Origin of the sequence: Mesorhizobium sp. NFR06 (genome assembly GCF_900115245.1) — a bacterium.
Lineage (GTDB): Bacteria > Pseudomonadota > Alphaproteobacteria > Rhizobiales > Rhizobiaceae > Mesorhizobium.
On sequence record NZ_FOVT01000015.1, the window covers coordinates 73,677 to 97,358 of the forward strand.

Below are 23,682 nucleotides of genomic sequence, written 5' to 3' on the forward strand. Positions count from 1 at the left end.
TCTGAACCAGCCAGACGGTTGCTTAGCATACCAGCTAATCAATCCTATCAAGCAATTAGTAATGTCTTAAGAGCGCCCATCGCGCTCGATGGTGACGCGTTTTTCGGCCTGCAAAGCATGTCTTTGGGCTAAGTTCTCGCGATATCGTTCGGAGTCAGGTCGACTGCCCTGCAGGACGCTGCCGGCCAGATATGGAAGATCACCACAAAGGCCACGGCGAGCCCGCGCAACCCCTGTTATCTCCGGCCTGAATCCTCCCGGCGCCATATTGGCTCGCAATGTCAGTCTACCCCCCACGGCGCCCAGCCTGTCCGGGCTGGCCACTGTGCTCAATTCTGCTGGATCGAAATGCCCTTGTCGTCGATCTTGAGCTCGACGCCTTTCGGCCTGGTCTGCTCGCGATAAATATAGATGCCGAGCGCGACGACGACCACGATCAGCGCTCCGATGATGAGATAGAGCGTGTTCTGCCTCATTGCGTCCCCCCGTTGCCTCAGCGATCGCTCACCGGTCGTCGTCATCATCGGATGCCGGACGCCAGCTCGTCGGATCGACCTTCTTTTGCGTGTCGCTGTCGGTGTAGACCCACCAGCCGCCGTCGCGATACTGACCGATGGATTCATTGACGACGCCGTCGCCATCCTTCCACATAATCGAGACCTTCGAGCCGTCCTTGGGCGCGCTCGCTATCGGTTTGCGCTCTGCCATCTCACTGCCTCCATGAACCGATCCTTCCATGAACCGGCCCTTTCATGAATCGGCAAGAACGTCCTCCGACGCGCCGGGTTCCGTCAGCTATGCGCGAAGATGTCTTCCTCCGCCCAGCCCATCAGGTCGAGCTTGGCGCGCGTCGGCAGGAAGCGGAAGCAGGCGTCGGCCTCCTTGTTGCGGTTCTCGCGCGCCAGCCGCGCCGCCAGCACCTCGCGCAGCCGGTGCAGGTAAAGCACGTCGGAGGCGGCATATTCGAGTTGTTCGGGCGAGAGCGTTTCCGCCGCCCAGTCCGAGGACTGCTGCGCCTTGGACAGACCGATGCCGAGCAGCTCGCTGCAGAGGTCCTTCAGCCCGTGGCGGTCGGTGTAGGTGCGGGTGAGCCGCGAGGCGATCTTGGTGCAGAACACCGGCTCCGCCATCACCCCGAAGGCGTTGTAGAGCACGGCGATGTCGAAGCGGCCGTAATGGAACAGCTTGGTGATCGCGCGGTTCTGCAGCAGGCTGACGAGGTTCGGCGCCTTCTTCTGGCCGGGCGCAATCTGGATGACGTCGGCGCTGCCGTCGCCCGGAGAAATCTGCACCACGCAGAGCCGGTCGCGATGCGGGTTCAAGCCCAGCGTCTCAGTGTCGATGGCGACTGACTCGACATTGTAGCGGGACAGGTCCGGCAGATCGTTCTTGTGGAAACGGATGTCGGTCATTCTCTTCTCCGGGTCGCGTCCGCAACGCCGCGCGTCCTCTGGGATGCGCGAGCTTGCCGCGGCGCGTTTCGCTGGTATTCCGTCCTTGCCGCGATCGGCGGAAAAAGCAACAAAAACTTGTCTTTCCGCTGCCTCAGCGGGTCAGCGCATCGAGAATGCGCGCCCAGGAGCGCTGCCCTTTGTGGAAGGAGGAAAGCTCGTATTTCTCGTTGGGCGAATGGATGCGGTCGTCGTCGAGGCCGAAGCCAACCAAGAGCGATTCCATGCCGAGATAGGTCTGGAAATCGCCGACCACGGGAATGGAGCCGCCGCCGCCGGTGGTAACCGCCTGGTTTTCCCATTCGTCGGACAGCGCGTCCTTTGCCTTGGCCAGGAATGGCGAATCGTAGGAAAGCTGGATCGCTGGCGAGCCGCCATGCGGATGGAATTCGACCGAGCAGTCCCCGGGGATGCGTTCGCGCACGAAGGCCTGGAAGGCGGCGCGGATCTTCTTCGGATCCTGCTTGTGGACGAGCCGGAACGACACTTTCGCCGAGGCTTGCGCCGCGATCACCGTCTTGAAACCCTTGCCGGTATAGCCGCCGATGATGCCGTTGAATTCCGCGGTTGGCCGCGCCCAGGTGAGCTCGAGCACCGAGCGCCCCTTTTCGCCGGCCGGAATGGAAAGCCCGACCGGGCCGAGGAAGGTCTCGGCGGTCTCGCCCAGCCCCTCCCACGACTTCAGCACCTGCGAGGGCGTCTCCTCGACCCCGTCATAGAAGCCCGGAATGGTGACATGGCCGTCCTTGTCGTGAATGTCGGCGAGAACCTTGGCCAGGATGCGGATCGGATTGGCGGCAGGACCGCCATAGGCGCCCGAATGCAGGTCGCGGTTGGCCGCCTTGACGGTGACCTCCTCGCCGACCATGCCGCGCAGCGACACGCAGATCGAGGGCGTCTCGCGGTTCCACATGCTGGTATCGCAGACCAGCGCGAAATCCGCCTTCAGCTCGTCGGCGTTCGCCTCCAGGAAAGGTTTCAGCGACGGCGAGCCTGACTCCTCCTCGCCTTCGAACAGGATGGTGACGCGGCACGGCAGATTGCCATGCACCTGCTTCCAAGCCCGGCATGCCTCGACGAAGGTCATCAACTGTCCCTTGTCGTCGGCCGAGCCGCGGCCGGCGATCACCTTGCGGCCAGGCTCGATCTCCTTGATCGACGGCGCGAACGGGTCGGCTTCCCACAGCTCGATCGGATCGACCGGCTGCACGTCGTAATGGCCGTAGAACAGCACATGCGGCGCGTCTGCCGGTCCCTCGTGATGCGCAACCACCATCGGGTGTCCGGGCGTGTCGCGGATGCTGGCGTCGAAGCCGATCAGCTTGAGCTCGGCGACCAGCCATTCGGCTCCCTTGCGGCAGTCGGCCGCGAAGGCGGGATCGGTGGAGATCGACTTGATGGCGAGCAGGCCGAAAAGCCGCTCCAGGCTCTGGTCGAGATTCTGATCGAGGCGATCGAGGACAGGGGAAATTCTGGACATGCCTTTGCCTTTCGGTTTTTGGGCAGACCCTAAAGGGCAACGCCGAAAACGAAAAGCCGCGATCGTTGGACCAAGCCGGGATACTGCCCGATGCATGCCGCCCGGAGTGTTTGGCCATTTTGGGAAGACGACATACATCCCAAAGCCAGATCTGCAGGCAAAAAAGAACCGCCGTGGTGGAGGGGGAACCACGGCGGTCTTTACTCGAAACGTTGCGGCAGCCCGGAGAGGGGGGATAGGCTGCCGCAGTTGCCCGGGATAGGCGGGGGACGGGCCTTACTCCGGACTTCGGCGAAAATTGCCGATAGGTTCTATTTGGGACCGCGAACGTGGCGATTCAAGGGCACGAAAATTACAACTTTGTAACATGCCCGTGAGCGGCCGGAATCCGCCGCTCGGCTTCTGTCAGGGTGTTGCCGGAACAGGCGGTTTGTTCAGCCTTTGGCATGGACCGCGAAGGCTGGCCGCGCTATCCCTGCCGGCATGAAAAAAGGCGATCACCTCTTCCTCGTCGACGGCTCCGGCTATATTTTCCGCGCCTATCACGCGCTGCCGCCGCTCAACCGCAAATCCGACGGCCTGCCGACCAGTGCGGTGCTCGGCTTCTGCAACATGGTGTGGAAGCTGATGCAGGACGCGCGTAACACCGATGTCGGCATTGTGCCGACGCATTTCGCCGTCATCTTCGACTATTCCTCGAAAACCTTCCGCAGCGATCTCTACCCCGAATACAAGGCCAACCGCTCCGCGCCTCCGGAGGACCTCATCCCGCAATTCGGCCTGATCCGCCAGGCGACCGCGGCTTTCAATGTTCCCTGCATTGAGACGGAGGGTTTCGAAGCCGACGATATCATCGCAACCTACTGCAGATTGGCTTGCGAAGCCGGCGCCGACACCACCATCATCTCTTCCGATAAAGACCTGATGCAGCTGGTCGGTCCGACCGTCGGCATGTACGACCCCATGAAGGACCGCCAGATCGGCATCCCCGAAGTCATCGAGAAATGGGGCGTGCCGCCGGAAAAGATGATCGACATGCAGGCGCTCACCGGCGACTCGGTCGACAATGTTCCGGGCGTACCCGGCATCGGTCCGAAGACCGCGGCCCAGCTTCTGGAGCAGTTCGGCGACCTCGATGGGCTGCTCGCGCGCGCCTCGGAGATCAAGCAGGACAAGCGCCGCGAGACCATCATCGCCAACGCCGACAAGGCGCGTATCTCGCGCGAACTGGTGACCTTGAAGAACGACGTGCCGCTGAAAGACGGGCTGGACGACCTTGTCCTGCATGCCCCGGACGGGCCCAAGCTGATCGGCTTCCTCAAAACGATGGAGTTCACCACGCTGACCCGCCGCGTCGCCGAAGCGACCGGAACCGACATTGGCGACGTCCAGGCGACCGCCGTCACCATCGAGCGCGCCGATACCGCGCATGGCCCCGACGTCGGCGCCGGCGCGCCACCCGCGCCGAGAACGACTGCGACATTGAACGGCGCCCCAAAGCCGGCTGCGCCGGTCAGGGGCGAGGACGCGCCGCCGCAGGGCGACACCCCTTCCCTGCTCTCGGCGCTGCGGCTCGAGCAGGCGACGGCGCGCAAGATCGATCCCTCGGCCTATACCGCGATCCGCGATGCAGCGGCGCTCAAGACCTGGATCGCTGAGGCTCGCGAAGCCGGCATCCTTGCCTTCGACGCCGAGACCACCTCGTCCGATCCGATGCAGGCCGACCTGATCGGCCTGTCGATGGCGATCGCGCCGGGCCGCGCCGTCTATCTGCCGCTCGCCCACAAGAGCGGCAATGGCGACCTGCTTGGTGGCGGCGTGCTGGAACACCAGGTGCCCATCCGCGAGGTGCTGGCGCTGCTGAAGCCGCTGCTCGAGGACAGGTCGGTTCTGAAGATCGTCCAGGACATGAAATACGACAATGTCGTGATGAGCCGGCACGGCATCGAGATGGGCCCCTTCGACGACACGATGTTGATCTCTTACGTGCTCGACGCCGGCACCTCCGGCGGCCACGACCTCGCCTCGCTGGCGGAGAAATGGCTCGGCCACGCGCCAGCATCGAAAAAGGAGCTTGCCGGCTCCGGAAAGAACGCTCTCGGCTTCGACCAGGTCGATATCGAGCGGGCGACCGCCTATGCCGGCGAGCAGGCCGATCTGGCACTGCGGCTATGGCAGTTGCTGAAACCCAGGCTTGCCGCCAAGGGCCTGGTTTCCGTCTACGAACGGCTGGAGCGGCCGCTGGTGCCGGTGCTTGCGCGCATGGAGCAGCGCGGCATCTCCGTCGATCGCCAGATCCTGTCGAGGCTGTCGGGCGAACTGGCGCAGGGGGCGGCCCGCGTCGAGGAAGAGATTTACGGGATCGTCGGCGAGCGCATCAACATCGGCTCCCCAAAACAGCTCGGCGACATCCTGTTCGGCAAGATGGGCCTGCCCGGTGGTTCGAAGACCAGGACCGGGCAGTGGTCGACCTCGGCGCAACTGCTCGAGGACCTTGCGGCGGAAGGCCATGAGCTGCCGCGCAAGATCGTCGACTGGCGCCAGCTCACCAAGCTGAAATCGACCTATACCGACGCGCTGCCCGGCTTCATCAACCCTGGCACCAACCGCGTGCACACCTCCTACGCGCTGGCCGCGACGACGACCGGACGGCTGTCGTCCTCCGATCCCAACTTGCAGAACATCCCAGTGCGCACGGCCGAAGGCCGCAAGATCAGGACCGCCTTCATCGCCGAAAAGGGCCACAAGCTGGTCTCGGCCGACTACAGCCAGATCGAGCTGCGCGTGCTTGCCCATGTCGCCGAGATCCCGCAGCTCAAGCAGGCCTTCGCCGACGGCGCCGACATCCACGCCATCACCGCGTCGGAGATGTTCAACGTGCCGGTCGAAGGCATGCCTTCGGAGGTGCGCCGGCGCGCCAAGGCGATCAATTTCGGCATCATCTACGGCATCTCGGCCTTCGGCCTCGCCAATCACCTGTCGATCCCGCGCGACGAGGCGGGCGCCTATATCAAGCGCTATTTCGAGCGTTTTCCGGGCATTCGCGACTATATCGAGGAAACCAAGGCCTACGCGCGTGAGAACGGCTTCGTCGAGACGATCTTCGGCCGCCGCATCCACTATCCGGAGATAAGGTCGTCCAACCCGTCGGTCCGCGCCTTCAACGAGCGCGCCTCGATCAATGCCAGGCTGCAGGGCACCGCCGCCGACATCATCCGCCGCGCCATGGTGCATATGGAAGAGGCGCTGGACAAGGCAAAGCTGTCGGCCCGCATGCTGTTGCAGGTGCATGACGAACTGATCTTCGAGACGGTTGAAGCCGAGGTCGAGGCGACGATCCCGGTCGTGCGCCGCGTGATGGAAAACGCGCCGATGCCGGCGGTCTCGATGTCGGTGCCGCTGCATGTCGACGCGCGGGCGGCGAACAACTGGGACGAGGCGCATTAGCGCCTCACCTCGTTCGTCATGCTAGGGTCTTCGCGACGGAGCTTCGCTCCTGCTTCGCCCTAGTATGACGAAGGAAGATTTTTACGCAGCCTCGGCCCGGCACTTGGCGCATACACCCCGAAACTCGATCACCGCCTTCTTTGCGGCGAATCCCGTCGAGCGCACCCAGGCGTCCAGCCGATGGTCGACATCGTGGTCGGACATCTCGGTCACCTGGCCGCAGTTGTCGCAAATGGCGAAGGCCGTCATGGAATGGCTGTGGTCGTGCGGCTCGGCGCAGGCGACAAAGGAGTTGAGGCTTTCGAGCCGATGCACGAAGCCGGACTTCACCAGCGTGTCGAGGGCGCGATAGACTTGCAACGGCGCGCGGAAGCCACGCTCGCGCAACTGGTCGAGCAGCGTATAGGCGCTGAGCGGCCCGCTGGACGCCTCGAGCTTCTCGAGCACGCAGAGCTGGTTCTTAGTCAGCGCATCCCTTGCCGTCATCGATCCCGTTCCGGTGTGGCGCCGTTCGCGTCGCGATTGTTGACGCGAACGATATCTATCGCATGAGATAGCGACGAACGGAGGTTTTTGCCACTGTTTCCACAGCGATCGCCCCTCGGCGATACGCGGCAGGCCACAGATCGTTGGCTACTTGCGCGGCGGTCCCTTGCGCTCGGCGGAGGCGGCCCACAGGTTGATGTCGGACTCGCGCGCGTAGCTGTCGATCTCGGCAAGCTCGGCATCGCTGAAATCGAGCGCCTTGAGCGCACCGACGCAATCCTCGATCTGTTCCGGCCGGCTGGCGCCGATCAGCGCCGTCGTCACCCGGCCCTTGCGCAGCACCCAGGCCAGCGCCATCTGCGCCAGCGTCTGACCGCGGCGGCCGGCAATGGCGTTGAGCGCCTTGATGTTGGCGATCGACTTGTCGTTGATGAAGGCCGGCCTCAGCGACTTGCCCTGGCTGGCTCGGCTGCCTTCGGGGATGCCGCCGAGATATTTGTCGGTCAGCATGCCTTGTGCCAGCGGCGAGAACACGATCGAGCCAATGCCCAGCCCCTCCAGCGTGTCGAGCAGCCCGTCCTCCTCGACCCAGCGGTTGAGCATCGAATAGCTCGGCTGGTGGATAAGGCAGGGTGTGCCGAGGCGCTTAAGGATGTCGGCCGCCTCGCGCGTGCGCTGCGAATTGTAGGACGAGATGCCGGCATAGAGCGCCTTGCCGGAGCGCACGGCGTGGTCGAGCGCGCCCATCGTCTCTTCCAGCGGCGTCTCGGGATCGAAGCGATGCGAATAGAAGATGTCGACATAGTCGAGACCCATCCGCTTCAAGCTCTGGTCGAGGCTGGCCAGCACATATTTGCGGCTGCCCCATTCGCCGTAAGGGCCGGCCCACATCTCGTAGCCGGCCTTGGTCGAGATGATCAGCTCGTCCCGATAGGCGGCGAAATCGGTGCGCAGGATCTCGCCGAAGGCGGTTTCGGCCGAGCCGGGCGGCGGGCCGTAATTGTTGGCGAGATCGAAATGGGTGATGCCGAGGTCGAAGGCCTTGCGCACGATCGCCTGCTTGGTCCTGTGCGGCGTGTCGTTGCCGAAATTGTGCCACAGCCCAAGCGAGATCGCCGGCAGCTTCAGGCCGGACCGCCCGCAGCGGTTATAGATCATCTTCTCGTAGCGGTTCTCGGCGGCGACATAGGGCATGGGAAATCCTTGGGACCGGAGCGGCGCGGCCATTGCCGCTAGAGCATGATGCCGAAAAGTGTGGAGCGGTTTTCGGTCGACATCATGCTCTGCTCTCGTGTGAAATTGAATCGATGCTTGCCCCTCATCCTTACCCTCTCCCCGCCGAAACGGGGAGAGGGGGTTGCCACCTAGTTTTTCTTGGCCAGCAGCGCCTTGGCGTCCTTGACGCCGAGCGCGGCCGGCCGCTCGCAGGTCGTCTGCATGGCGACATATTTGCCGCTTTCGCCGGAGCGCAGGATGCCGGTCATGACGTCGACCGCATGCAACGCCAGTTCCATCGAGCAGCGATGCGGTCGCCCTTCGGCGATGGCGATCGCCATGTCGGCAAGCCCGGCTGTACGGTAGTTCGCCATCATCCCCTGGCCATGCATCTCGTTCGGCACGCCGAAGGGATGGTTCCATTTCGGCAGCTTCTTCACTGGTTTGGCGCTGTCGGTGAAGCGTACCTCGCCGCCGAAGAAATTCGGATCCGGCACGAAGACGGTGCCCAATTCGCCGTAGAGTTCCATCGGCGCGTGGCCATGGCTCCAGACGTCCCAACTCGTGTTGAGCGTGATCACCGCGCCGTTGGCGAATTCCAGCAACGCATGGATGGTGGTTGGCGTGTTGACCGGTATTTTTTCGCCCGCGCGCGGTTTGGACGAGATCGTCCGCTCCTTGGCCGGCATCGTTGCGAACGCAGCCACCCGGCTGACCGGACCGATCAGCTGGATCAGGTTGGTGACGTAGTAAGGCCCGATGTCGAGCACCGGACCGGCGCCCGGCTGGAAGAAGAAATCGGGATTGGGATGCCAGTGCTCCATGCCGTGGCCCATCACATGGCAAGTGCCGCTGGTGATCTTGCCGAGCTTGCCGCTGTCGATCAGATCGCGCACCAGCTGGTGCGCCCCGCCGAGGAAGGTGTCCGGCGCCGAGCCGATGCGCAGCCCTTTCTTCTCGGCCCGCTTCTTCAGGTCGAGCCCTTCCTCGATCGACAGCACGAACGGCTTTTCCGAATAGACATGCTTGCCCGCCTCGAGCACCGCCTTCGAGACTTCATAGTGCACCGCCGGAACCGTGAGATTGACGACGATATCGATCTCGTCGTCCTTGAGCAGCTCCTCGACCGTCTCGGCGCGGAGTTTGAACTCCTTTGCCCGTGCTTTCGCGGCATCGATGTTGATGTCCGCGCAGGCGCGCATCTTGATGCCCCGAAACAGCGGCGCCAACGAGAAATATGCCTTCGAGATGTTGCCGCAGCCGATGACGCCGACGCCAAGCTTGTTTGCCATTTTCTATTACTCCTGCCAGCTCTTGGCCGCCGCGATCGAGCGTCGGGCGTAGCGCTCGATGTCGTTGGGGTTGTCCTGCTCCATGATGAAATACTGCGCCGCGCTCTTGGCGCGCAAAGTCTTGAACAGACCCACCCAGTCGATCGTGCCGTGGCCGACATCGGACCAGCCGTCCTCATCCAGCCCCTCGCCCGGCTTCGCCATGTCCTTGACGTGGACGGCGCTGATGCGCTTGCCGTGCTTTTCGATCCAGGGCAACGGATCGGCACCGCCGCGCACCACCCAGGCGACGTCCATTTCCCAGCCGATATCAGGTGCGGCAGTCAGGATGTGGTCCTGCGGCAGCGAGCCGTCGGCAAGCGCCTTGAATTCGAAGTCATGGTTATGCCAGGCAAAGCCATAGCCGGCCTTCCCCGCGGTCTCGCCGACCTTGGCCAGGCGCTCGCCAAAGCCGCGCCAGCCGGCGGCGTTGGACGGCCGCGCTTCCGCGACAAGATAAGGGCAGATCAAGAGCTTGATGCCGAGCGCGTCGGCGATTTTGCGCACGCCATCGAAATCGTTTTCAAGCGCATCGATCGAGAAATGCCCGGTCGGCATGGCAAGCCCGTTCTTGTCGAGCTCGGCGCGGAACGCTTTCGGGTCGTCATAGACGCCGCCAAAGCCTTCGACCTGGGTGTAGCCGAGTTCGCCGAGCATTTTCACCACGCCGTCCCATGGCTGGAAATTGCGGGCGCTGTAGAGTTGGAATGACCAGTTCATCTGTCCTGTCCGTTCGGTTGGTCCTGGGAGTTAAAGGCGGTTTCCGGTTTGATCATCGAACAGCGAGGCGCGCGCCGGATCCAAGCCGATACGAATCGCATCGCCGTTGCGCAGCGTCTTGTCCGCTTCGACGCGGAAGGAGAGGATCTGGCCGCCGAGCTTCGTCCACACCAGCGTGTCGGAACCCATCGGATCGACGATCTCGACCGTCGACTCAGCGGTGAAGGGCATGGAACTGGCGGCTTCGCCGAAAGCGATGTGCTCGGGCCTGATGCCGAACACGCAGGGCTTGGCTGTATGCCCGTTGTCGCCTTCGAACTGATAGCGGCCAAGCGGCACCGACACACCGTCGGCCTTGAACATGGGAGCATCGCCCGCTTCCAACTGCCCCTTGAGGAAATTCATTGCCGGCGAGCCGAGGAAGCCGGCGACGAAGCGGTTGACGGGGCGGTTGTAGATCGTCTGCGGCGCATCGAGCTGCTGGATCACGCCGCCCTTCATCACCGCGATGCGATCGGCCAGCGTCATCGCCTCGATCTGGTCGTGGGTGACGTAGATCATCGTGTTCTGCAGCTTGCGGTGCAGCAGCTTGATCTCGACGCGCAGCTCCGCTCGCAGCTTGGCGTCGAGGTTGGAAAGCGGCTCGTCGAACAGGAAGACGTCGACGTCGCGCACCAGCGCGCGTCCGATCGCCACGCGCTGGCGCTGACCGCCGGACAGCGCCGACGGCTTCCTCTGCAACAGAGGCTCGATCTGCAGGATCTCGGCCGCGCGCGCGATGCGTTTGGCGATCTCGCCTTTGGGCAGGCCGGCGACGCGCAGGCCGAAGGAAAGGTTCCTCTCCACCGTCATCTGCGGATAGAGCGCATAGGACTGGAACACCATGCCGATGCCGCGATCCTTCGGCTCTTCCCAGGTGACGTTCTTGCCCTTGATGAAGATGCGGCCCTCCGAAATGTCGAGCAGGCCGGCGATGCAATTCAGCAAGGTCGACTTGCCGCAGCCGGATGGTCCGAGCAGGACAATGAACTCGCCTTCGGCGACGTCGAGATTGAGCGTCTGCAACACCGAGACGGCGCCGAAATTCAGCGACAGATCCTGGATTGAAACGCTGGGATTGGCGATTTCAGCTGCCATCGTCATCCTTTCACCGCGCCGGCGGCGATGCCGCGCACGAAGAGCTTGCCGGAAATGAAGTAGACGATGAGCGGAACGAGGCCGGTGAGAATGGTTGCAGCCATGTTGACGTTGTATTCCTTCACGCCCTGGACGGAGTTGACGATGTTGTTGAGCTGCACCGTCATCGGATAGGTGTCGGGGCGCGTGTAGACGACGCCGAACAGGAAATCGTTCCAGATGCCGGTCACCTGCAGGATGATGGCGACGACGAAGATCGGCAGCGACATCGGCAGCATGATGCGCAGATAGATGCCCCAGAAGCCGGCGCCGTCGACGCGCGCGGCGCGGAACAGCTCCTCCGGCATCGAGGTGAAATAATTGCGGAAGAGCAGCGTCAGGATCGGCATGCCGAAGATCGAGTGAACGATCACCAGTCCCGTCAGCGTGCCGTAGATGCCGATTTCGCGCAGGATGATGACGATCGGATAGATCATCACCTGATAAGGGATGAAGGCGCCGACAATCAGTATGATGAAGAAGCTGTCGGCGCCCTTGAAGCGCCAGTTGGCCAGGGCATAGCCGTTCACCGAGGCGATGGCGATCGACAGGATCACCGACGGCACGGTGATGCGCACCGAATTCCAGAAGCCGCGCGAGAGCCCGTCGCAATTGAGCCCGGTGCAAGCGGTCGCCCAGGCTTTCACCCACGGCTCGAAAGTTATCTCCATCGGCGGCGAGAAGATGTTGCCGAGGCGGATTTCCGGCATGCCCTTCAACGACGTGACGATCATCACGTAGAGCGGCAACAGATAATACAGCGCCACCACGACAAGCGTGCCGTAGAGAAAGATGTTGCGGCGCGACAGCACATGCCGCGGCTTCGGGCCGCTCGGGCCGGCTCCGTCGCGCCGCAGCGCTTCCGGGCTGGTGGACAGGGAGGCGATGTCAACCACGCTTGCGGCCTCCGAATTCGAGATAGGCCCACGGCACGATGACGATCACCACCGACAGCAGCATCATGGTCGAAGCGGCGAAACCCTGGCCCAGATTCTGGGCGAAAAACATGTAGTCGTAGACATATTTCGCCGGCACTTCGGAGGCGATGCCGGGACCGCCGCTGGTCTGCGCCACGACCAGGTCATAGACCTTGACGATGCCGGCGGCGATGATCACCAGCGTGGTGATGAAAACCGGCCGCATCATCGGGATGACGATGAACAGGTAGGTCTTCCACATAGGGATGCCGTCGACCCGCGCCGCCTTCCAGATGTCTTCGTCGATGCCGCGCAGCCCGGCGAGCATCAGGCACATGACCAGCCCCGTGCCTTGCCACAGCGCTGCGATCGAAATGCCGTAGATGACGATGCTCGAATTGTAGAGAGGATCGAAGCTGAAGCTCGTCCAGCCGAGGTCGCGCACCACGCGCTGAATGCCGAAATCCGGATTGAGCAGCCATTGCCAGACCAGCCCGGTGACGATGAAAGAGAGCGCGAACGGATAGAGGAAGATGGTGCGGAACGTGTCCTCGAAACGGATCTTCTGGTCGAGTAGTGCCGCTAGGATGAAGCCGATGACCAGCGAGAACACCAGCGAGATCACGCCGTAGATCAAAAGGTTCTCGATCGAGACCAGCCAGCGCGGCGTCGCCCACAGCCGGTGATACTGGTCGAGCCCGACGAAGGTCAGCCGCGGCAACAGCTTCGAATTGGTGAAGGAATAGAGCACCGTCCACGCCGTGCCGCCGACGAAAACCACCAGCGCGGTCAGGATCATCGGGATCGATGCGACTTTGGCGTTGAGGTTGCGGAATAGCTGGTTCGGGCGTTGGCTGCTGCTCATCTAGACCGGCCGGGCAATGAGGACATCGAGCCCCCGACCCCCGATGTGCTGGGGCCGGGAGCCGGCGGGGGCGCCGGTTGTCAGTCCGCCGAGCCGATGATCCCGGCGAAGCGCTTTTGCGCCTCTTCGAGGCTCATGTCGGGCTTGGCGAAGAATTCGGAGAACAGGTCTTCCTTCTGCTTCTGGGTGTCCTGCGAAAGCAGTTGGTCCGTCCACGGCATGACCGCGCCCTTGGCGAGGATGGCGAGACCCTTCTTCATGCAGTCGTTCGCCGTGTTGAGGTCGACGTCGCCGCGCACCGGCAGGGAACCCTTCTTGAGATTGAAGGCGACCTGGGTTTTGGGATCAAGCAAGGTCTCGGCGAGCACCACCTGCGCCTTGGCCTTTTCCTCGTCCTTGAGCAGCGGGAAATAGAAGGCATCGCCGCCCGTGGCGATGACCTCGTTCAGGCCAAGGCCAGGCAGGCAGGTATAGTCCTTGCCGGCAGTCTTGCCGGCGACCTGGAACTCGCCTTGCGCCCAGTCGCCCATGATCTGCCCGGCGGCCTTGCCGGTGATGACCAGATTGGTCGCCTGGTTCCAGTCCTGCACATTGGTGTTCTTGGCCATCTTGCGGGCATCGTCCGCTGCCTTGAATACCTTGGCGATCTCCGGACCGGCCGCGAAGGTGGCGTCCTTGTCCTTGTAAACCTTGAGGAAGGTGTCGGTGCCGCCGATCGCGGCCATCAGCACGTCGAAGGCGCCGGAAGCCTGCCAAGGCTGTCCGCCGACCGCGAGCGGGATGATGCCGGCCTTTTCCAGCGCCGGCGCGTCCGCCACGAATTCATTCCAGTCCTTCGGCACCGGCAGGCCGGCCTTCTGGAAGGCCTCGTTGGACAGCCACAGCCACTGCCAGGAATGGATATTGACCGGCACGCAATAAATCTTGCCGTCGATAGTGCACGAGTCGAGCAGGCTCTTCGGCCGCACCACCTCCGTCCACTTGTCCTTGGTGGCGATATCGGTGAGGTCGCGCATCAGCCCGGCCTGCACCAGTTCCTCCGCCTGACGGCCGTGGTTGAACTGGGTGGCGCCCATCGGATCGCCGCCGGTGATGCGGCTGATCATGATCGGCCGCGCCGTGCCGCCGGAACCGGCGATGGCGCCGTCGACCCAGTGATTGCCTGTCGCGTCGAAGGCTTTGGCAAGCTCGGCCACCGCCGCCGCCTCGCCGCCGGAAGTCCACCAGTGTGTGACTTCCAGGTCGGTCGCAGCCGCCGGTCCGGCGAAATTCAGCGCGACCGTCGCGGCAAACGCGGCAGTCAGGTATTTGTATCGCATTTCGGTTCCTCCCAGAATCTGAAACGTTACAGATTTTCGATACGGCAAATGACCGGCATAGGCAACCCCTGGCCGCAACGCCGATTGATATTTTTTCGGGGCACGAACAAAATCCTTGTTTCGAAGCGGCAATACTGCCAGTGGAACCGTCGATTGGTGGCGAGATCGGGCGTGAGCCGATATTTCTTTGTGATTCCAGCGACTTTCGGCCCATCGCCATCCCGGAATGCGACCGTCGCGACCTCACCGCCCAATCACGAAGATTGGCAATCTGTAACGTTTCAGTATATTGCACCGTGCCGCATGCTTTGGGCCGCGCAAATGTCGACATCGCAATTGCGGGCCAGCCGCGCGGCTGCTATGCGCCTGAGGGGCGGGACGAATGGATAGACGGGTAACGAAGAAGGACGACGAGACGTCGGCCAAGGAAAGGCCGACGCTGAAGACGCTCGCCTTCATGACCGGGCTCGGCGTCACGACCGTCTCGCGCGCGCTCAAGGATGCGCCCGAAATCGGCGCCGAGACCAGGCGCCGCGTCCAGCTTGTGGCCAAGCAGATCGGCTACCGTCCGAACCGCGCCGGCGTCAGGCTGAGGACGGGCAAGACCAATGTCATCAGCCTGGTGCTCAACACCGAGCACGAGATCATGAGCTTCGTTTCGGACATCATCTACGGCGTCACCGAAGTGATCGCCGACACGCCCTACCACCTGATCGTCACGCCCTATTCGCGCTCGCAAGATCCGCTCGATCCGGTGCGCTACCTGGTGGAGACGGGCTCGGCGGATGGGGTCATCATCTCGCGCACCCAGCCCAACGATCCGCGGGCGCGTTACATGCTGGAGCGCGGCATCCCCTTTGCCACGCACGGCCGCACCGATATGGGACTGGTGCATCCCTATCACGACTTCGACAATTACGCCTTTGCCGGCGAAGCCGTCCGCTATCTCGCCGGCAGGAGCCGCAGCCGGCTGGCGCTTGTCACCCCGCCGGTTGGCCTCACCTATTACGGCCATACGGTGAACGGCTTTGCCGATGCGCTGAGCGAGGTGGGCGCCAGCGAGGTGCCGTTCAACACCGTCTCCATCGATCAGTCGATCGACCAGATCAGGATGCGGACCGCACAGCTGATGCGGCGCAAGGACCGGCCCGACGGCTTCGTCAGCAGCGCCGCCGCCGCGACGCTCGCCGTCGTCGCCGGCATCGAGGACGCCGGGCTGAAGCTCGGCCGCGACGTCGACGTGGTCTCGAAGCAGTCCTCGGAACTGCTGCATCTGTTCCGGCGGGAACTGCTGGTCGTCAACGAGAATTTTAGGCTCGCCGGTTCCGAGCTTGCCCGCGCGGTGCTCGGCTGGATCGGCGGCGCCGATCCAGGATCGTTGCAGTCGCTCAGCACCCCGAGCGAGGTTCTGCCCTATCGGGGTTAGCCTCTGGTTTCCCGAGAAAAAGATTGTTGTCGATCCCGGAGATTGGCCGAAGCCCCTCAGCTTCGTCATCCTCGGGTCTACGCCGCGTCGCTTCGCTCCTTGCTCCGCCCGTGGACGACGACGGGAGAAGCGCCGCGTACCCAGCGGCTGCCAAGCCTAGGCAGCCCCGCTGCCCCACGGCCCATGGAACGCGCCCTGCTCGCCGATGCGCTCGAAACCATGCGCGCCGAAGAAGTCGCGCTGCGCCTGGATCAGGTTCGACGTGCCGCGGCCCTGCCTGTAGCTGTCGAAATAGGCGAGCGCCGAGGCTAGCGCCGGCACCGGCGAGCCGGCTTCGGAGGCCCGCGCCACGATGCGCCTGAGCGACTGATGCGCCTCCTTCATCATGGCGATGAAGGCTGGCGCCATCAAAAGGTTGGTGGAAGCGCTGCCTGAGCCGAAAGCCTCGGCCATCGTGTCCAGCATCTGCGAGCGGATGATGCAGCCGGCGCGCCAGATCTTGGCGATGGTCGGCATCGGCAGGTTCCAGCTGAATTCCTTGGAGGCACCGCTCATCACCGCGAACCCCTGAGCATAGGCGGCGATCTTGCCTGCAAACAGCGCCAGTTCGAGATCCTTCAGCAGCGTGCCCTTGTCGCCGGTGATCTTAGTGACACCGATATTGCCATAGGCCTTTTCCGCCGCCTGCCGCTCGTCCTTGATCGAGGACAGAACGCGCGCCGCGACCGCCGCCTCGATGGCCGTCGCCGGAATGCCGAGCTGTTGCGCTTCGATGACCGACCATTTGCCGGTGCCCTTCTGTCCGGCGCGATCGAGGATGATGTCGACCACCGGCTTGCCGGTCTTGGCATCGTCGGCGGCCAGAACCTTGGCGGTGATCTCGATCAGGTAGGAGTTGAGCCGCCCCTTGTTCCAGTTTTCGAATACGGCGCCGATCTCCTTCGGCGCCATGCCGAGACCGTCGCGCAGGATGCCGTAGATCTCGGCGATCATCTGCATGTCGGCATATTCAATGCCGTTGTGGATGGTTTTCACGAAATGCCCGGCGCCGTCGGTGCCGAGCCAGGCCGCACACGGTTCGTCCTTGAACTTGGCGGAGATCGCGGTCAGCACGCTTTCGACGCGTTTCCATGACTCTTCGGTGCCGCCGACCATGATCGAAGGCCCGTGGCGCGCACCCTCCTCGCCGCCGGACACTCCCATGCCGATGAAGGTCAGCCCCGAGCCCGAGAGCTCGGAGAAGCGCCGCATCGTGTCGCGGAAATTGGCGTTGCCGGCATCGATGACGATGTCGTTGTCTGAGAGCACACCCCGCAATGCCGCGATCTGCTCGTCGACCGGCTTGCCTGCAAGCACCATGATGATGATCGGCCGTGGCGGCCGGATCGCCGCGGCGAGTTCCTCCAGGCTGTAGCAGGGAACGACCATGTCCTTCAGCGGACCCGCGCTCTCGACAAAGGCGTCGGTGCGCGCCGGCGTGCGGTTGAAGACGGCGATGCGGTGCCCGTGCTCGGCGATGTTGAGCGCCAGGTTGGAGCCCATCGTGCCAAGGCCGATCAGGCCGATTTCGGCTTTTTCCATCGTTTCTTCCCTGCTTTTGGATGCTTGTTGTGGCCGCTGTTTGCAAGATGAATGACGGGCCTTGGCGGCGACGTCAACCGCCTCGCAGGCCGGCCTCACCTGAATATCACTCGCCGCGAATGTCGATCGGCGCCTCGATCTTTACCATCTCGAAGTCCGAAACGAGGATGTCGAGCCGGGCGTTCCAGCGGCCGGGCAGCGGAATGACGAGATTGTCGACACGCCAGGTGCCGTCGCCGGGTTTCGTCGCCGGCCGCTTGATCGGCTCGATGCCGGAATCCGGCTTGGACAGCACCAGCGTCACCCCCTTGGCGTCGAGCGGTCCAAAGTCGCCGCTCATGATCACCATTGAAGCGGCAACCTCGCCGGCATGCCCAGGCGTGATGCTGAGATCGGCCATCGCCTTCACCGTGTGGATGTGGATCGATACCGGCTGCGCGGCGGCGATTGCCAGCGCACGCGGTGGCGGGGTGAAGCGCCAGCCGGCGGCGACGCTGAAGATGGCGAGCACGATCACGGTCTCGATGCGAATGGAGCGCGCCAGCCGACGCTGCACCTCGGTGTCGCCGGCTTCGGCGGGCGCCGTCAGCGTCGAGCGGTTGACCGCGGCAAGGGTGAACAGGAAGAGCAGCAGAGCCAGCTTGAGCAGCAGCAGGCGGCCATAGGCCGTGTGGACCAGCGCTGCCGGTGCCTGCACCTGGATGATTGCCAGCACGATGCCGCTCGCGGCAAGCACGGCGACGACGGGCAGGATCGCGCGCGAAAACCGGCTGAGGAACGCGCGAGCTTCGGCCGGCCACCACCGCAACGCAAGGCCGAGCGGCGCCAGCGCGCCGCCCCAGAAGGCGATTGCCGTGCCGTGCAGAAATACCAGCGGCCGCGTCAGCCATTGCGGTTCGGCGGCGCTGGCATGACCACTCGCGGCAAGGGCGGCGCCGACACCGAGTAGTGCAGCGCTTGCCGCCGGCTTGCGAAGACCCGATGGCCCGGCAAGCGACAACAGGGCAAGACCAAGCGCGATCAACCCGACCAGCACCGTCCAGACGAAGCTCGTCTCCAGCGCGGTCTTCCACACCGTCGGCGACGCAAACCGGGCGAGCGGCGCGCCAAGCCCGTCCAACCCCTGCAGGCCGAGCGACAGCGGCGCCCCGACGAGGCCGAAAAGCAGCGCCGCGGCAACAAAGCGTTGGCCGCAGCGCCGGTTCTCGGCCAGCCAGGCGAGCGCGAAGGCACCGCCAACGCCGAGAAAGAAGCCGACATAGAGAAACAGCCTGGCTGCCCAGATGGCCGTACGCAGCGTCCAGTCGACAGCTTCGCCGGCGATCGGCGCGGCACTTGGCGCGCCTATGGAAAACAGCGCCGAACCGCCGACCGGATGACCGTCGACCGACACGACCCGCCAGCTCAGCACATGCGTGCCGGATTTGAGCGTTTCGGGATTGTCGATCTCGAGCGTCTGGTCCTCGAGGCGGAAGGATGTCAGCGCAAGCTGCGAGCCGTCGGGCCGCACGAGCGTCAGGACCAGTGGTGAGACAGGCTCGCTGAAGGTGAGCGAAAATCGCGCCGGACTTTGCGACAGCACCGCGCCGTCGGCGGGGTCGGTCGCGACCAGCGCCGCATGCGCGAAAGCGCGGCAGGGCACGGCCAGTACCGCAAGCACCATGAACGCGGCGACCAGGCTCCTCATGAGAGGCCGGATGCGAGCGCCGCGCAGGCGAACCGTCGCTGGGAAGGATACTGCGTTCATTCCGTTCTTGTGCGAGGAGGTGGCGCGCCCTCGGCGAGCGCGCCACCAAAGGATCATTTCTTCGGCAGCAATTTGATGCCTGGCGCTGGAGTTTCCAAGGCGTCTTCGTCCTGGCCCGCCGCCGGGATCTCGATCCAGCGATCGGCGGCGTCGCCGCATTCCTGCACCACCGGGAAATACAGGGTCTGGCCGGCTGGCAGGTCGGCCGCCAGCGAAGCGCGGAACACGAACTCGTCGTAGAATTCGTCGGGCAGGCTGCCGCCGCTCCAATCCACTTCCTTCACGCCAGTGGTCAGCGTCTCGCCATAGAGCTGGTAGGATTTCTCGTACTTGCCCTTCTTGGTCTGCAGCGTCCAGCCGGGCTTCGGCATCGGCTTCACCGCAATGACGCCTTCGGGGATCTGCACGCGCAAGGCGGTGGTTGCCTTGCCTTCGCAACCATGCGGCACGCGAAGTACCGCCTTGTAGGTGGAGCCGACAGCCGCTTCCTGCGTCTCGAGCGTGATGTGGGCGAGCGCAGCGCTGGTCCCGAGCGCGCAAAGCGCGCCGGCCGCCAAAAGATACGTCTTCATGGATTGTCCCTCTGATTTCGAATTGGCGGATTATTCGGCGTGATCCATGTCCATGTCGCCGGTCTCGCCCATGCCTTCGACGAGGAACTCGACTTTGACGCTGCCCGCCTTCTCGAAGGTCAGCGTCGCGGGGAATTTCTCGCCCTGCTTCGGCTGCCGCTTCAGGCCGGTGAACATCAGGTGATACGCGCCCGGCTTCAGCGCGACCTTGCCGCCGGCCGGGATCTCCAGCCCGCCGCTGACCGGCCGCATGGTCATGACGCCGTCCTTGACGCCCATCTCATGCAGTTCGGCCTTGTCCGAGATATCCGACGAGATCGACAGCAGCCGGTCCGGCGTGCCGCCCTTGTTGATCACGGTGAAGTAGCCGCCGGCCACCTTGGCGCCGGGCGGCGTCGCCCGTGACCAGGGATGTTCGATCTCGATATCGCCGACCTTGAATTCATGCGCGAGGGCGGCAGGAATGCAGGCAAGCAGGAGAAGAAGAACGAACAGGGGGGAGCCAAGACGTTGCAGGCCGAGCGGCGGCGCGCCGCGAAGGGCATGGGCCCGCGCTCTTGGAGGAAGATTGGACATGATTGCTCCATGAATATGAGGACCGCGCCGCTCTGCGGCCGCGATCGGTCTGATCTTTGGATGAATGCGGCCGCGAAAAGTTTCCGCGGGTCAGGCCATTGCCGGCGGCGCGCGCGGATTCGCGGGAGAACGGTCGCGGGCGAAGTCTTGATGCCGGAAGGCCGGGAACTGGAAGGCGACGGCCTCAAGGGCCTGGCTTCTAGTGAGCGCGCCGGCAGCCGGCGGCGGCAGATGCGCCGGCGAAACCATGTTGCAGCCGAGCGAGCAGCAAGCCGGCAAATGCTGCTGGTGTGGATCGCCGCCGGGGAGCTTCACAACCCCTTCATGCGTGCAGATGACGTTGCCGAAGGCGTCGAGTTGCGAAGGCGAGCCGAAGGCGAACGCACCGAGAGAGGACGGAAGCAATAGAAGCAGCGCCGCGACGAACGCGGCCGGCATGCTCCATCGTCTCAGCCGGATATCCAACCCAAAGCTTCTCCCAGAAACGCCGCGACCGTAACACGGACGATGCGGCCGGAAAATCGGCAAAACCGCGCTGCGGCAACGCGGCGCGATACGTCCGTCAGATGCGCCTACCAAATGTCCCCTGCAAATGGGCCCTGCAAATGCGCTTGTCAGGCGAGCTGCGCCTGCCGTCCTTCGGGAATGGAGCTCAACAGCGTTTGGCGCGCCGACTTCAGGTGCTTGCGGCAGGCGATGTCGACCTTGGCGGGATCGCGCGATTTCAGCGCCGCGATATAGGCGAGATGCTCCTGGACCGCGACCTCGTTGCGCTGGCGCTCCTGCGCCTTGTTCCATTGATAGTGGTAGTGGAAGATCATCGCGATCACATCATAGAAATCGACGATGAAACGGTTGTGCGAGGCGCGGTGGATCAGCCGGTGGAAGCGCTCGTCGAGTTCGGAGAATTCATTGAAGCGCGTGGCGATTTCGTTGGCGAGCCGGCGGTGCTCGACCTCCAGCCGGTCGAGGTCGACCCACACCGCGCTATCCTGCGGCAGCGCGGCGAAGGCTGCGGCCGAACGCAGCTCGAACATTTCGCGGATCTCGGTCAGTTCCAGCGCGAAGGCGCGGGTAAAACCCTTCAGCACCCAGTGGCTGTTGCGCCGCTTCTCGATCAGACCGAAGCGCGAGAAACGGATCAGGAACTCGCGTACGCTGGTGGTGCCGACGCCGATTTCCCGCGCCAGCTCCAGCTCGTTGATCTGCATGCCGGCCTCGGCGCCCTCGGCAAGCAACCGGCGCATGAAGGAACGCTCGATAATCTCGGCCAGCGAGTCGGTTTCCTCCTCGGGGAAGAAATCCTCCGACCGCGGCGCCCGCAGTACCGTCTTGTTGCGCTTGTTCCAGGCGATCAGCCCGGTCTCTTCCATGCGCGAAAGGATGCTGCGCACCGTGGTGCGGCTGACGCCGAGCAGCATCCCGAGCTCAGGCTCCGATGGCAGGCTTCGGGATTCGTCGAGCAGCCTGAGGCAGCGGTTGAAGGCGTCCTTGTAGACATTGTTGCTCTTCGACATGCCCCGTATCCCCCAACGCTTGCGGCGGCCCGCCGGAAGCGCGATATGATCGGTGTTCCGTAGCGCAAGCCTCCGAAAAGCAGAACGCCTTTCGCCGGCTTGCCAAAAGGGCAATCGCGCGCGTCGACCGACGAACATTGCCCACGCGAAAAAACAATTGACGCAAAAATGTTTTTTCACGATAAAAGACATTACCTTTAAACGGGCGCAAGTCAATCCGCTCGCCCTCCCAGGATCACCCAGGACAGCCGCCCGTGAACGCTGCAAACACCATCCTCCTTTCCCCCGCCGACAATGTCGCCGTCGCCAATGGCCGTATCGAGATCGGCGCAGCCTTGCCGGCCGGCGCTGTCGCGGTGGCGGTGATCGAACCTGGACACAAAGTGGCGATCAGGCCGATCGCGGCGGGCGAAGCGGTGGTGAAATACGCGCAGGCGATCGGCCGCGCCACTCAAGCCATCGCGCCCGGCGAGCACGTCCACTCGCACAATCTGGTCTTCGAGAGCGGCCGCCTGCCGGTGGTGCCGCCGAGCGAGGCCGTGCACGCCAGCGAAGCCGACCGCAAGCGCACCTTCATGGGCTATCGCCGCGCCGACGGCCGCGCCGGCACCCGCAACTTCATCGGCATCATCGCCAGCGTCAATTGCTCGTCGACCGTGTGCCATGCCATTGCCGGCGAGGCCAACCGCACGCTCCTGCCGAAATATCCAGGCATCGACGGTTTCGTGCCGATCGTGCACGGCCAGGGCTGCGGCATGAGCGCCACCGGCGACGGCATGATGGTTCTGCACCGCACGCTCGCCGGCTACGCGCGCCATCCGAATTTCGGTGGCGTGCTGATGGTCGGCCTGGGCTGCGAGGTCAACCAGCTCACGCTTTACGGCCAGAAGGGCGTCGCCGCGGGAAAACGGCATTTCAACATCCAGGAAGCCGGCGGCTCGCGCAAATCCGTCGAGCGAGCGATGGGCGTGCTGGCCGAGATCGCCGAGGAGGTCGGCCAATTGCAGCGTGAGCCGATCCCGGTCAGCGAGATCGTCGTCGGCCTGCAATGCGGCGGCTCGGACGGCATGTCCGGCATCACCGCCAATCCGGCGTTGGGCGCGGCCGTCGACATCCTGGCCGGCTGCGGCGGCATCGGCATCCTGTCGGAGACCACCGAGATCTACGGCGCCGAGCATCTGCTTGCCTATCGCGCGGCCTCGCCCGAGATCGCCGCCAAGCTCGACGGCTATGTGAAGTGGTGGGAGGATCATACCGCCAAGCACGGCGCCTCGATCGACAACAACCCCTCGCCCGGCAACAAGCGCGGCGGCCTGACCACGATCCTCGAGAAATCGCTCGGCGCCGTCGCCAAGGGCGGCCAGACGCCGCTCAACGGCGTCTTCGGCTATGCCGAGAAGGTCTCAGGCAGCGGCCTGGTATTCATGGACACGCCCGGCTACGACCCGGTCTCGGCCACCGGCCAGGTCGCCGGCGGCGCCAACGTCATCGTCTTCACCACCGGCCGCGGTTCGTGCTTTGGCTGCCGGCCGACGCCTTCGATCAAGGTAGCCACCAATTCGACCATGTATCACCAGATGGAAGAGGACATGGACGTCAATTGCGGCGTCATCGCCTCGGGCGAGAAGACCATTGCCGGCATGGGCCGCGAGATCTTCGAGTTGATCATCGAGACGGCGTCCGGCCGCAAGACCAAGAGCGAGGCGTTCGGCTACGGCGACAACGAATTCGTGCCCTGGCATCTCGGCGCGACGCTTTAGTCCCAGGCCACGATGCAGCCGAAGCGCTGCCGACGGCAAGGAACCGACCTTTCGCAGCCATCCCGCTTCACGAGGGAATGAATATTCCATATTGAC

The 23,682-nt window shown here is 63.8% G+C and carries 21 protein-coding genes; 3 read left to right on the top strand and 18 right to left on the bottom strand.

What is annotated here, in order from left to right:
- Positions 1 to 329 precede the first annotated feature (329 nt).
- From F3H96_RS23440 to F3H96_RS23455, 4 genes are all read right to left on the bottom strand, one after another.
- Positions 330 to 476, bottom strand: a complete 147-nt coding sequence (locus F3H96_RS23440; protein ID WP_149804065.1) for a hypothetical protein — start codon at positions 474 to 476, stop codon at positions 330 to 332.
- Between the two features lie 28 nt (positions 477 to 504).
- Entirely contained in the window at positions 505 to 708 is a 204-nt protein-coding gene (locus tag F3H96_RS23445) for a hypothetical protein (RefSeq protein WP_149804066.1), read from the bottom strand.
- A gap of 83 nt (positions 709 to 791) precedes the next feature.
- Positions 792 to 1,412 carry a ribonuclease D gene (locus F3H96_RS23450; RefSeq protein WP_149804067.1) on the bottom strand — a complete coding sequence of 207 codons (621 nt, stop codon included), beginning with the start codon at positions 1,410 to 1,412 and terminating at the stop codon, positions 792 to 794.
- Between the two features lie 133 nt (positions 1,413 to 1,545).
- Positions 1,546 to 2,931: a M20/M25/M40 family metallo-hydrolase gene (locus F3H96_RS23455; RefSeq protein ID WP_149804068.1), complete on the bottom strand. Its 1,386-nt coding sequence runs from the start codon at positions 2,929 to 2,931 to the stop codon at positions 1,546 to 1,548.
- Positions 2,932 to 3,414: 483 nt separating this feature from the next.
- Between F3H96_RS23455 and polA the strand changes: the two genes are divergently transcribed.
- Positions 3,415 to 6,378, top strand: coding sequence for a DNA polymerase I (polA, locus tag F3H96_RS23460; RefSeq protein WP_188131507.1), 2,964 nt, complete (start codon positions 3,415 to 3,417; stop codon positions 6,376 to 6,378).
- Between the two features lie 81 nt (positions 6,379 to 6,459).
- Here polA and F3H96_RS23465 read toward each other — a convergent pair whose 3' ends face one another.
- From F3H96_RS23465 to F3H96_RS23500, 8 genes are all read right to left on the bottom strand, one after another.
- Positions 6,460 to 6,864, bottom strand: coding sequence for a Fur family transcriptional regulator (locus F3H96_RS23465; RefSeq protein WP_149804070.1), 405 nt, complete (start codon positions 6,862 to 6,864; stop codon positions 6,460 to 6,462).
- Positions 6,865 to 7,011: 147 nt separating this feature from the next.
- Complete coding sequence (mgrA, locus tag F3H96_RS23470) at positions 7,012 to 8,058, bottom strand: L-glyceraldehyde 3-phosphate reductase (RefSeq protein WP_149804071.1); 1,047 nt, start codon at positions 8,056 to 8,058, stop codon at positions 7,012 to 7,014.
- 170 nt (positions 8,059 to 8,228) lie between these two features.
- Positions 8,229 to 9,371 (bottom strand): Gfo/Idh/MocA family oxidoreductase, encoded by a 1,143-nt coding sequence (locus F3H96_RS23475; protein WP_149804072.1) that lies wholly within the window; start codon positions 9,369 to 9,371, stop codon positions 8,229 to 8,231.
- A gap of 6 nt (positions 9,372 to 9,377) precedes the next feature.
- Positions 9,378 to 10,130, bottom strand: coding sequence for a sugar phosphate isomerase/epimerase (locus F3H96_RS23480; RefSeq protein ID WP_149804073.1), 753 nt, complete (start codon positions 10,128 to 10,130; stop codon positions 9,378 to 9,380).
- Between the two features lie 30 nt (positions 10,131 to 10,160).
- Complete coding sequence (ugpC, locus tag F3H96_RS23485; protein ID WP_149804074.1) at positions 10,161 to 11,267, bottom strand: sn-glycerol-3-phosphate ABC transporter ATP-binding protein UgpC; 1,107 nt, start codon at positions 11,265 to 11,267, stop codon at positions 10,161 to 10,163.
- A gap of 2 nt (positions 11,268 to 11,269) precedes the next feature.
- A complete protein-coding gene (locus tag F3H96_RS23490; RefSeq protein WP_149804075.1) occupies positions 11,270 to 12,202 on the bottom strand; it encodes a carbohydrate ABC transporter permease in 933 nt (310 codons plus the stop codon).
- On the bottom strand, positions 12,195 to 13,088 hold the full coding sequence (locus F3H96_RS23495; protein ID WP_149804076.1) for a sugar ABC transporter permease: 894 nt from the start codon (positions 13,086 to 13,088) through the stop codon (positions 12,195 to 12,197). Before F3H96_RS23495 ends, F3H96_RS23490 begins: the two co-directional genes overlap by 8 nt.
- An 80-nt stretch (positions 13,089 to 13,168) precedes the next feature.
- A complete protein-coding gene (locus F3H96_RS23500) occupies positions 13,169 to 14,407 on the bottom strand; it encodes an ABC transporter substrate-binding protein (RefSeq protein ID WP_149804077.1) in 1,239 nt (412 codons plus the stop codon).
- A gap of 382 nt (positions 14,408 to 14,789) precedes the next feature.
- On the opposite strand from F3H96_RS23500, the gene F3H96_RS23505 reads away from it, so the two are divergent.
- Positions 14,790 to 15,833 carry a LacI family transcriptional regulator gene (locus F3H96_RS23505; RefSeq protein WP_149804078.1) on the top strand — a complete coding sequence of 348 codons (1,044 nt, stop codon included), beginning with the start codon at positions 14,790 to 14,792 and terminating at the stop codon, positions 15,831 to 15,833.
- A 156-nt stretch (positions 15,834 to 15,989) separates the two neighbouring features.
- Here F3H96_RS23505 and gndA read toward each other — a convergent pair whose 3' ends face one another.
- The 6 genes from gndA to F3H96_RS23535 form a co-directional block, all read right to left on the bottom strand.
- Positions 15,990 to 17,513, bottom strand: coding sequence for an NADP-dependent phosphogluconate dehydrogenase (gene gndA / locus F3H96_RS23510; RefSeq protein ID WP_280177789.1), 1,524 nt, complete (start codon positions 17,511 to 17,513; stop codon positions 15,990 to 15,992).
- A 7-nt stretch (positions 17,514 to 17,520) separates the two neighbouring features.
- A complete protein-coding gene (locus F3H96_RS23515; protein ID WP_244620131.1) occupies positions 17,521 to 19,077 on the bottom strand; it encodes a copper resistance CopC/CopD family protein in 1,557 nt (518 codons plus the stop codon).
- Positions 19,078 to 19,214: 137 nt separating this feature from the next.
- On the bottom strand, positions 19,215 to 19,733 hold the full coding sequence (locus F3H96_RS23520) for a YcnI family protein (protein ID WP_149804081.1): 519 nt from the start codon (positions 19,731 to 19,733) through the stop codon (positions 19,215 to 19,217).
- A 30-nt stretch (positions 19,734 to 19,763) separates the two neighbouring features.
- The gene (locus F3H96_RS23525) at positions 19,764 to 20,309 is read right to left on the bottom strand and encodes a copper chaperone PCu(A)C (protein WP_149804082.1); all 546 of its coding nucleotides are present in this window, start codon (positions 20,307 to 20,309) and stop codon (positions 19,764 to 19,766) included.
- 90 nt (positions 20,310 to 20,399) lie between these two features.
- Positions 20,400 to 20,747: a hypothetical protein gene (locus tag F3H96_RS23530; RefSeq protein WP_149804083.1), complete on the bottom strand. Its 348-nt coding sequence runs from the start codon at positions 20,745 to 20,747 to the stop codon at positions 20,400 to 20,402.
- Positions 20,748 to 20,923: 176 nt separating this feature from the next.
- On the bottom strand, positions 20,924 to 21,826 hold the full coding sequence (locus F3H96_RS23535; protein WP_149804084.1) for a GntR family transcriptional regulator: 903 nt from the start codon (positions 21,824 to 21,826) through the stop codon (positions 20,924 to 20,926).
- A gap of 254 nt (positions 21,827 to 22,080) precedes the next feature.
- On the opposite strand from F3H96_RS23535, the gene F3H96_RS23540 reads away from it, so the two are divergent.
- Entirely contained in the window at positions 22,081 to 23,586 is a 1,506-nt protein-coding gene (locus tag F3H96_RS23540; RefSeq protein ID WP_149804085.1) for an altronate dehydratase family protein, read from the top strand.
- Positions 23,587 to 23,682: the final 96 nt, after the last annotated feature.

Coding starts and splice junctions, on each gene's coding strand:
- F3H96_RS23440 (WP_149804065.1), bottom strand. CDS start 476: ATGAGGCAGAACACGCTCTATCTCATCATCGGAGCGCTGATCGTGGTC.
- F3H96_RS23445 (WP_149804066.1), bottom strand. CDS start 708: ATGGCAGAGCGCAAACCGATAGCGAGCGCGCCCAAGGACGGCTCGAAG.
- F3H96_RS23450 (WP_149804067.1), bottom strand. CDS start 1,412: ATGACCGACATCCGTTTCCACAAGAACGATCTGCCGGACCTGTCCCGC.
- F3H96_RS23455 (WP_149804068.1), bottom strand. CDS start 2,931: ATGTCCAGAATTTCCCCTGTCCTCGATCGCCTCGATCAGAATCTCGAC.
- polA (WP_188131507.1), top strand. CDS start 3,415: ATGAAAAAAGGCGATCACCTCTTCCTCGTCGACGGCTCCGGCTATATT.
- F3H96_RS23465 (WP_149804070.1), bottom strand. CDS start 6,864: ATGACGGCAAGGGATGCGCTGACTAAGAACCAGCTCTGCGTGCTCGAG.
- mgrA (WP_149804071.1), bottom strand. CDS start 8,058: ATGCCCTATGTCGCCGCCGAGAACCGCTACGAGAAGATGATCTATAAC.
- F3H96_RS23475 (WP_149804072.1), bottom strand. CDS start 9,371: ATGGCAAACAAGCTTGGCGTCGGCGTCATCGGCTGCGGCAACATCTCG.
- F3H96_RS23480 (WP_149804073.1), bottom strand. CDS start 10,130: ATGAACTGGTCATTCCAACTCTACAGCGCCCGCAATTTCCAGCCATGG.
- ugpC (WP_149804074.1), bottom strand. CDS start 11,267: ATGGCAGCTGAAATCGCCAATCCCAGCGTTTCAATCCAGGATCTGTCG.
- F3H96_RS23495 (WP_149804076.1), bottom strand. CDS start 13,088: ATGAGCAGCAGCCAACGCCCGAACCAGCTATTCCGCAACCTCAACGCC.
- F3H96_RS23500 (WP_149804077.1), bottom strand. CDS start 14,407: ATGCGATACAAATACCTGACTGCCGCGTTTGCCGCGACGGTCGCGCTG.
- F3H96_RS23505 (WP_149804078.1), top strand. CDS start 14,790: ATGGATAGACGGGTAACGAAGAAGGACGACGAGACGTCGGCCAAGGAA.
- F3H96_RS23515 (WP_244620131.1), bottom strand. CDS start 19,077: ATGGTGCTTGCGGTACTGGCCGTGCCCTGCCGCGCTTTCGCGCATGCG.
- F3H96_RS23520 (WP_149804081.1), bottom strand. CDS start 19,733: ATGAAGACGTATCTTTTGGCGGCCGGCGCGCTTTGCGCGCTCGGGACC.
- F3H96_RS23525 (WP_149804082.1), bottom strand. CDS start 20,309: ATGTCCAATCTTCCTCCAAGAGCGCGGGCCCATGCCCTTCGCGGCGCG.
- F3H96_RS23530 (WP_149804083.1), bottom strand. CDS start 20,747: ATGCCGGCCGCGTTCGTCGCGGCGCTGCTTCTATTGCTTCCGTCCTCT.
- F3H96_RS23535 (WP_149804084.1), bottom strand. CDS start 21,826: ATGTCGAAGAGCAACAATGTCTACAAGGACGCCTTCAACCGCTGCCTC.